Annotated in this window: 8 protein-coding genes; 3 read left to right on the plus strand and 5 right to left on the minus strand. The window is 66.6% G+C overall.

The genetic code is table 11. From position 1 onward, the window contains the following. Positions 1–134: 134 nt before the first annotated feature. Positions 135–1,790 carry a fumarate hydratase gene (locus tag BRAO375_RS22545; RefSeq protein WP_009029755.1) on the minus strand — a complete coding sequence of 552 codons (1,656 nt, stop codon included), beginning with the start codon at positions 1,788–1,790 and terminating at the stop codon, positions 135–137. A 266-nt stretch (positions 1,791–2,056) separates the two neighbouring features. Between BRAO375_RS22545 and BRAO375_RS22550 the strand changes: the two genes are divergently transcribed. The 3 genes from BRAO375_RS22550 to BRAO375_RS22560 all read left to right on the plus strand — a co-directional run bounded on the left by BRAO375_RS22550 (position 2,057) and on the right by BRAO375_RS22560 (position 3,709). Continuing rightward, the gene (locus BRAO375_RS22550) at positions 2,057–2,734 is read left to right on the plus strand and encodes an alpha/beta fold hydrolase (RefSeq protein WP_009029756.1); all 678 of its coding nucleotides are present in this window, start codon (positions 2,057–2,059) and stop codon (positions 2,732–2,734) included. Between the two features lie 106 nt (positions 2,735–2,840). Next, a complete protein-coding gene (locus BRAO375_RS22555) occupies positions 2,841–3,320 on the plus strand; it encodes a hypothetical protein (RefSeq protein WP_009029757.1) in 480 nt (159 codons plus the stop codon). A 161-nt stretch (positions 3,321–3,481) separates the two neighbouring features. Further along, entirely contained in the window at positions 3,482–3,709 is a 228-nt protein-coding gene (locus BRAO375_RS22560) for a hypothetical protein (protein ID WP_009029758.1), read from the plus strand. A 109-nt stretch (positions 3,710–3,818) separates the two neighbouring features. On the opposite strand, the gene BRAO375_RS22565 is transcribed toward BRAO375_RS22560, so the two are convergent. From BRAO375_RS22565 to BRAO375_RS22580, 4 genes are all read right to left on the minus strand, one after another. After that, complete coding sequence (locus BRAO375_RS22565; RefSeq protein WP_009029759.1) at positions 3,819–4,523, minus strand: glutathione S-transferase; 705 nt, start codon at positions 4,521–4,523, stop codon at positions 3,819–3,821. 253 nt (positions 4,524–4,776) lie between these two features. Beyond that, entirely contained in the window at positions 4,777–5,463 is a 687-nt protein-coding gene (locus tag BRAO375_RS22570) for a hypothetical protein (protein WP_009029760.1), read from the minus strand. A gap of 173 nt (positions 5,464–5,636) precedes the next feature. Beyond that, positions 5,637–6,620 carry a Tim44 domain-containing protein gene (locus BRAO375_RS22575; protein ID WP_009029761.1) on the minus strand — a complete coding sequence of 328 codons (984 nt, stop codon included), beginning with the start codon at positions 6,618–6,620 and terminating at the stop codon, positions 5,637–5,639. A 155-nt stretch (positions 6,621–6,775) separates the two neighbouring features. Beyond that, positions 6,776–8,171: ATP-binding protein (locus BRAO375_RS22580; protein ID WP_035641669.1), on the minus strand; the 1,396-nt coding region annotated here is incomplete at its 5' end.

Here is an 8,171-nt window from a genome sequence, read left to right on the forward strand (position 1 = left end):
ATACCGTTCGGACCGCACGTGCGCGGCTCTCAAACTCACCAGAGTCTCAGCGAACGGCACGCAGCCCGCCCTGCTCCACACACCAACGGCCGGGATCGCTCCCGGCCGCTGCAACTAACACCGCTCGCATCGCCTCAACCGAGGTTCAGCTCCTTGAAGAAGTCGTTGCCCTTGTCGTCGATGATGATGAAGGCCGGGAAGTCCACCACCTCGATGCGCCAGATCGCCTCCATGCCGAGCTCGGGATATTCGACGACCTCGACCTTCTTGATGCAGTGCTCGGCGAGGTTTGCCGCGGCGCCGCCGATCGAGCCGAGATAGAAGCCGCCGTGCTTCTTGCAGGCCTCGCGCACGGCCGGCGCGCGGTTGCCCTTGGCGACCATCACCATCGAGCCGCCGGCCGCCTGGAACTGATCGACGAAGGAATCCATGCGGCCCGCGGTGGTCGGACCGAATGCGCCGGAAGCGTAGCCGTCCGGGGTCTTGGCGGGACCGGCGTAGTAGACCGGATGGTTCTTGAAGTAGTCCGGCAGCGGCTCGCCGCGGTCGAGGCGCTCGCGCAGCTTGGCATGCGCGGCGTCGCGGGCGACGATCATGGTGCCGGTCAGCGACAGCCGGGTCTTGATCGGGTTCTTCGACAGGGTCGCGAGGATGTCCTTCATCGGCTGGTTGAGATCGATCTTCACGACCTCGCCGCCGAGCGCCTGCTCGACCTCCGGCAGATACTGCGCCGGATGGTGCTCGAGCTCCTCGAGATAGACGCCGTCCTTGGTGATCTTGCCGAGCACCTGGCGGTCGGCGGAGCACGACACGCCCAAGCCGATCGGCAGGCTTGCGCCATGACGCGGCATGCGGATGACGCGGACGTCGTGGCAGAAATACTTGCCGCCGAACTGCGCGCCGACGCCGAGCGACTGCGTCATCTTATGGATTTCCTGCTCCATCTCGACGTCGCGGAAGGCGTTGCCGTCGGCCGAGCCGTGGGTCGGCAGCGCGTCGAGATAGCGGGCGGAGGCGAGCTTCACCGTCTTCATGCACAATTCGGCCGAGGTGCCGCCGATGACGATGGCGAGGTGATAAGGCGGGCACGCCGCGGTGCCGAGCGTCAGGATCTTCTCCTTCAGGAACGCCAGCAGCCGGTCCTTGGTCAGCACCGAGGGCGTTGCCTGGAACAGGAAGCTCTTGTTGGCCGAGCCGCCGCCCTTGGCCATGAACATGAACTTGTAGGCGTCCTCGCCTTCCGCGTAGATCTCGGTCTGCGCCGGCATGTTGTTGGCGGTGTTCTTCTCCTCGTACATCGACAGCGGCGCGACCTGCGAATAGCGCAGGTTACGGCGCAAGTAAGCGTCCCGCGCGCCTTCGCTGAGCGCCGCCTCGTCGTCACCGTCGGTGATGACGTTGCAGCCCTTCTTGCCCATGATGATCGCGGTGCCGGTATCCTGGCACATCGGCAGCACGCCGCCGGCCGAGATGTTGGCATTCTTCAGGAAGTCGAGCGCGACGAACTTGTCGTTCGGGCTGGCCTCGGCATCCTCCAGGATGCTGCGCAGCTGCTTCAGGTGGCCAGGGCGCAGGAAGTGGTTGATCTCGCCGAAGGCTGCCTCCGACAGGGTGCGCAGCGCCTCGCGCGACACCACCAGCATGTCGCGGCCCAGCACTTTCTCGACCCGCACGCCCTCCGTCGTGATCTTCTTGTAGGGCGTGGTGTCCGGGCCCAGCGGAAACAGCGGCGTGTGCTTGTAGGGCGGAACGGGCTTGGACTGGTCGGGGAAAGCGGTGGGCGCGTTCATGGAAAGCTCGTGGGTTGAAGGGCCGGCCCCTCGGTCCGAGGCCCCGGCGATGGAGCCGTTCTAAGCCCTTTTTGCGGAAAAGAAAGCGGCCGGACCACGGATGGGACCCATGCGAGCCGCTCGCAGCCGCCGCGCTGGCGGAGCGTCCACCACCAAGAAGCCCGGGATGTGAATGCCACGTTCCGAGAGGGGACTTGACAGCCCTGCTAGCCTGTCACGCGAGGGTTGATCACGACACGCTGGGCCCAGCGTCACGGAGAAGCATCATGGCAACATTCGTTCTCATTCCCGGCGGGTGGCGCGGCGGCTGGTGGTACGAACCGCTGGCGACACGGCTCCGGCAAGCCGGGCACGCAGTCTACGCCGTCACCTTGGCCGGCCTCGAAGACACGCCCGCCTCCGCCGCCGGCATCAATCTGGATACGCATATCGCGGACGTCGTCGCTCTGCTGACGGCCGAAGATCTCTCCGAGGTCATTCTGTGCGCGCACAGCTACGGCGGCATGGTGGCGTCCGGCGCCGCCGACCGGTTGCCGGAGCGGCTCGCGGCGCTGATCTATCTGGATGCCTTCGCGCCGGAGCACGATCAGGCCTGGTGGGATCTCGCCGGCGATGACTATCGCGGGCTGGTGATCGCGCAGGCCGGCCATGACGGGCTGACCGTCTTGCCGCGCGACGGGGTCGATCCGCGCTGCCGGCCGCATCCGCTCGGGACCTTCGTGCAGCGGCTTCGTCTCACCCGGCCGCAACCCGACATGCGGCGCGTGTTCGTGTATGCGACCGGCTGGCGCGCGACACCGTTCACGGCGCAATATGAGCGGCTGCGCGATGATCCCGCCTGGGACGTGCGCACCGTCGCCAGCGCTCACGATCTGATCCAGCACGCGCCCGACGAGACATTTCAAGTACTGACGGACGTCGCAGGCGAGCTGTCTCCACGGTGATCAGCGGCGCGTTGATCACACTTCTCCCCGGTCCGGCCGAGCCCCCGACGCATCGGCGCTTGCATGCGCTCACCACGCACGCGACAATGGCGCGGGGGTATTTGCAATGCGTTCGACTCTTTGCTCATTCGGCCGCTCGGCCGGTTTTGCCTTTCTCGTTGCCTTGAGCAGCGCGCTCCTGCCGCAGGCGGCACGGGCGGATCGCTGCGACGATGTCGCCAAGGAGCTGAAGAACGGCATCGAGGGGATCAAGATCGGCCAGACCGCGGCCGGCACCGTCTATCTCGCGCACCCGAAGGCGCGCGAGATCACGCTCGGATGCTCGTCGAAGAATTTCAGCAACCAGCTGTTCGGGAAAACCGACCGCAAGCCGCCGCCGGCCTTCGTCGAGCTGATGGCGAGCGCGGCGGCCATCGTGTTCACCCTGCCGAAGGACGACATGGTGCGCGGCGTCAACCGCTGCTACCGCCGGCTCGGCATCTTCCGCGGCGACGACGTGCCCAGCCGCTACCGCCGGCTCGACATGCGCTGCGCCAGGACCAAGACGGAATCGTCGATCACGATCACCCGCAGCAAGGATCAATAGACCGGCGCACCAGGGTGCCACCGGTTTCTGCAACGAGATCAGCCACCCGTTCACTATTGGCGACCGCCACTCACAGTTGCAGACAATTCGACCGATCCGGTTGACTCTTCCTTCGCTGGACATGGCCACGCTTGGGCGAACACCAAGCGAGGAGCCGGACCATGTCCGTTTCGAGCGTTTCGACGTCATCACCGCCGCCCTCACCGCCGCCGGTCTCGACCGAGACGAACAAGCAGCAGACACAGCAGGCGCAGAACCAACAAGCGCAGAGCCAACAGACGCAGTCGTTCAAGGCCGACAAGACCGGCGACGAAAACGCGGCCGAAAACAAGGCGCAGCGTCCGCCGCTGCCGCCCGGCCAGGGCACGCGCGTCGACATCATCGCCTGAAGACCCCACACCATCAGGCCAACTTCGTATGACGGCGGCGCCTCCGGGCGTGCGCCGTCATACGTGTTGGCTCAGGGTCGCGTGAGGCTACGGCACTCGTCAGCCGACCTCACACATCCAGCGGCTTGTAGTGGCGGAAGATGCCGTCCTCATTGAAGGGGATGCGGCGTTCGCTTTGCAGATAGGCTGCGATGTTCGGTCTAGACGCGACGCGGTCGTGCAGTGCGACGAGGCCGGGAATATTGCGCTCGAAGGCCTTCATCCGGTTCGGGAACGCGTAGCGCAGGCCGGCGATGATCTGGAACAGCGACAGGTCGACGTAAGTGAGCCTGCGGCCGGTGACGTAGGCACCGCCGCTCTTCGCCACGATCTGCTCGAAATAGCCGAGGAATTTCGGCACCCGCTCGCTCCAGAACTCGGCCGTGCGCTTTTTGGCGGGAGCGCGCTGGTCCTCGTAGTACAAGGTCGGCCCGAGCGGATGATGCGTGTCGTGGATCTCGACGACGAAGTCGGTGATCGTGAGCTGCAGCTGGTGCACCCAAAGCTGGCCCGCCTCGGCCTTCGGCGCGAGGCCGTGCCTCGCACCGAGAAACAGCAGGATGTTGGCGGTCTGGCCGATGATGCGGCGGCCGACTTTCAGGAACGGCGGCGCGAAGGGGGGCGTTTCGCCCTCCCCCTCAAGCATTGCGGTCATCGCGCCGATGCCCTCCTCGCGCGCGACGTCGCGATACCTGGCTCCCGCCTCCTCCAGCGCGAGCCGGACATACTCGCCCCGGCCCTGGATCATCGGCCAGTAGTACAGCTCGTAGCGCATGGCGAGACCTCAAGAAGAGCGCTCATCTCTTTGATCGAGGCCGGCAGCGACCAGAGCGCCGAGCGAATGAATCACAACCGCCGTCATTCCGGGGCAAGGCCGACAGGCCTTGAACCCGGAACCCGAGATGGCCTTGCGACCATTGTCCACAATCTCGAGATTCCGGGTTCAATCGTCAATGCGAAGCCGCTTCGCGCCTTCGTATCGCCGATTGCCCCGGAATGACTCGACCTTAACTTTTGAGGCGTCCCAATCAGTTCGCCGCGAAGCAGTATAGCAGGCCGTCGCCGCCGGTGCTCTTGAAGTCCGCCTGGGAACAGCCGCCGTCCGGTCCACGCGACGGATGCGAGGTGTTCCACGACTTCGACGGCTCGTCGTCGCGCAGGCCGATGCGGTCGGAATGGCCGACCATCGCCGCGCCGGTCGTCGCGCTGGTCCAGTTGCGGCAGGTGCGGTCCTCGCCGGCGGCGAAGGCGGTGCCGTCGGCCTGGGAGCCGGTGAGCACGTCGTGACGGTTCGGCGTGTCGCCGCGGCCGTTGATGACGTCGCCCTTCTCGCTGAGCGCGGTCTGCTTGGTGAGATTGTTGGCGGCGCTGTGCAGGTCGGTGACGTCCTTGGCGACGACCACGCCCTTGGCGTTCTGCCACGGGCCCTTGCCGATGCGGTCGCGGGCGTTGACCGCGGGCTGGCCGTCGGCGGCCTGGGTCGAGAGATAGGCGCGCCAGGTCTTGGCGCCCGCACCGGCCGCCTGCGCCAGAGACTGGCAGTGTTTGTCGGCGCCGGCGAGGCCGCCGAGATTGCCGCCATTGCCGGGACCGTTGCTGGTCAGGAAGAAGCTCATATCGGCGCTGTCGGCGGACGCGGTCGCGATCAGGCCGGGCGCAACGGATGCAGCGGCGAGCAACGTGGCGCTGATCATCAGGCTGCGGATCGGTGTCATGGTGTCCTCCCGGGGAAACATGCTTTTGGACGTGATGCCGTCGCATCGCTTGGGCGCGATGTCCTATCCGGCTGTGGAACCCGTTTCGTCGTGGATTATTCCGCAGGGCGTTCCACAAAGCAAAGGCGCCGCGGATGTCTCCGCGGCGCCCGATAATCGTTCGACCGGTGGACTCAGCCGACCTGCTGGATCGCCGACACCTGCCAGTCGGCGCCGGGGTGGCGCAGGAAGGTCCAGATCTCGGTGACCTCCTGCGGCTGGTCGGAGCCCTCGACCACGCGGCCCGAGGCGCGCTCGATGGTCTTGTCGGCCAGCGTGAACCGCATGGCCACGGTCGCGTAGTCGCCGCCGTTCTCGCGCCAGGACTCGGCGAGATCACCCTGCAGCAGCTTCACGCCGGTGACCTTGTTGACCACGCCGCGAGCCTGGTTCTGCTCGAGATCGCGCTCGAAATAGGAGGCCATCTCGGGCGTCGACAGCAGGCGCAGGCGACCGACATCCTCGTTCGACCAGGCCGACTGGATCTCGCCGAGCAGGCGCTCGAACGCCTCATAATCGGCCGGCTGGATCTGCAGCGGCGGCTGGTTGCTGCCGCCACCGAAACCGCCGAAGCCGCCAAGGCCACCGCCAAGACCGCTCAGGCCCGAGCGAAAGCTCTGCTGGCCGTCATTGGGGCCCGGCGCCGGGCCGGCCGCGTAAGCCGGCTGGTTGCGGCGCTGCCACCAGGCCATCGCGAACCGCACCGCGATCACGACCAGCAGGATCTGCAGGATCAGGCCGATGAACGAGGCGAAGCCGCCGAGGCCGGAGAACAGGCCGCCGCCGAACAGCATGCCGAACAGGCCGGCGCCGAGGAAGCCCGCGGCGAGGCCGCCGAGCAGACCACCAGCGCGGCCGCCGAACAGGCCGCCGCGCGACGGCGCAGCCTGATTGAAGCCGCCAGGCTGCCCCGGCTGGGTGATGGTGCGGTTGAACTGCGAGGCCGATCCCGGCGCGGTCGCGGTCGGAGGCGGCGCGGAGAAGGTGCGCGTGCCACGGGAGCCCGAGCTGGAGCCGCCGCCGATCCGGGCGTCGGCCGCCGAGACGGCGAGCACCGTCGGCAGCGCCAAGGAAAGGGCCACGGCCATCGCCTTGAGGAGGCCGCTTTTGCGCTGCATGAAGCTCATCTTCGTTTCCCATAAGTCCCCGGAATGGGGATGCCCGTAAGATGGGCACTTCGGGGCAAAAAGGAAGGCGGCACGAGGCCGCGCGGCTGCGGCGCTGGGTCGCGGCGTGAACGCGCTCGCCCGCCTTGTCGGGCTTTTTCGGTAACCTATTGGGGAGCCATGGTTTCCTTCACCGCGGCCACCAGCTGGCTAAGCGTGAAGGGCTTCGGCAGGAAGGCGAACTGCTGATTCTCCGGCAGGCTCTTCTCGAACGCATCCTCGGCATAGCCCGAGACGAAGATGATCTTGATGTCCGGATTCTTCTCCCGCATCACCTTCAGCAGCGTCGGCCCGTCCATCTCCGGCATCACGACGTCGGACACCACCAGATCGAGCTCGCCGTTGCACTCCTCCAGCGCCTCCATGGCCTCGATGCCGTTGGAGGCCTCGATGACGCTGTAGCCGCGCGAGCGCAGGCCGCGCGCATTCAGCGCCCTTAAGCCTTCCTCGTCCTCGACCAAGAGAATCGTCCCCTGCCCGGTCAGGTCCGCGCGCGGCTTCGGCGCCTCGGCGGCGGGAGCGGCGTCCTTGGCGGAACCGTTGGTCGCCTGCGGCTCGGGCTGGACCTCGGCCACGACGATGTGGCGCGGCAGGAAGATCTGGAACGAGGTGCCCTTGCCGAGCTCGCTGTCGACATAGATGAAGCCGCCGGTCTGCTTGATGATGCCGTAGACCGTCGACAGGCCGAGGCCGGTGCCCTTGCCGACCTCCTTGGTCGAGAAGAACGGCTCGAAGATCTTCTCGCGGATCTCGGCCGGAATGCCGGTGCCGGTATCGCTGATCTCGATCTTGACGTAGTCGGCGACCGGCATGCCCTTGTAGGCCGCCTGCGCGACCTCTTCGGCGGACACGTTGGCGGTGCGCACCGACAACTTGCCGCCGTCGGGCATCGCGTCACGGGCGTTGACCGCGAGGTTCACGATCACCTGCTCGAACTGCGAGACGTCGACCTTGACCGGCCAGAGGTCGCGGCCGTGGCTCAGGTCGAGCTTGACCTTCTCGCCGATCAGCCGGCGCAGCAGCATCGTCAGGTCGGACAGCGCGTCGCCAAGGTCGAGCACCTGCGGTCGCAGCGTCTGCCGCCGCGAGAACGCCAGCAGCTGCCGGACGAGCGTGGCGGCGCGCGTCGCGTTCTGCTTGATCTGCATGATGTCCTGGAACGACGGGTCGGTCGGCTTGTGCGCGTTCAGCAGGAAGTCGTTGGCCATCATGATGGCCGAGAGCACGTTGTTGAAGTCGTGGGCGATGCCGCCGGCGAGCTGGCCGACCATCTCCATCTTCTGCGACTGGTTGATCTGGTTCTCGAGCGCGCGCCGCTCGGTGGTCTCGAGCATGTAGACGATGGCGGCCTCGGTCTCGCGCTCGTCCTCGTCGACGGCGGTGACGAAGAACTGGCCGAAGCGTTCCTTGGCGCCCTCCAGCATCACCTCGACCGGCGGAATGTCCGCCTGGCCTTCAGAGGCCTGGTTGATCGCGGCGATCAAGAGATGCCGGTCGCGCTGG

Origin of the sequence: Bradyrhizobium sp. ORS 375, assembly GCF_000239775.1 — a bacterium.
GTDB lineage: Bacteria > Pseudomonadota > Alphaproteobacteria > Rhizobiales > Xanthobacteraceae > Bradyrhizobium.

What these genes read in the sequence shown, in the direction of transcription:
- BRAO375_RS22545 (WP_009029755.1), bottom strand. Translation starts at nt 1,790, where the DNA reads ATGAACGCGCCCACCGCTTTCCCCGACCAGTCCAAGCCCGTTCCGCCC.
- BRAO375_RS22550 (WP_009029756.1), top strand. Translation starts at nt 2,057, where the DNA reads ATGGCAACATTCGTTCTCATTCCCGGCGGGTGGCGCGGCGGCTGGTGG.
- BRAO375_RS22555 (WP_009029757.1), top strand. Translation starts at nt 2,841, where the DNA reads ATGCGTTCGACTCTTTGCTCATTCGGCCGCTCGGCCGGTTTTGCCTTT.
- BRAO375_RS22560 (WP_009029758.1), top strand. Translation starts at nt 3,482, where the DNA reads ATGTCCGTTTCGAGCGTTTCGACGTCATCACCGCCGCCCTCACCGCCG.
- BRAO375_RS22565 (WP_009029759.1), bottom strand. Translation starts at nt 4,523, where the DNA reads ATGCGCTACGAGCTGTACTACTGGCCGATGATCCAGGGCCGGGGCGAG.
- BRAO375_RS22570 (WP_009029760.1), bottom strand. Translation starts at nt 5,463, where the DNA reads ATGACACCGATCCGCAGCCTGATGATCAGCGCCACGTTGCTCGCCGCT.
- BRAO375_RS22575 (WP_009029761.1), bottom strand. Translation starts at nt 6,620, where the DNA reads ATGCAGCGCAAAAGCGGCCTCCTCAAGGCGATGGCCGTGGCCCTTTCC.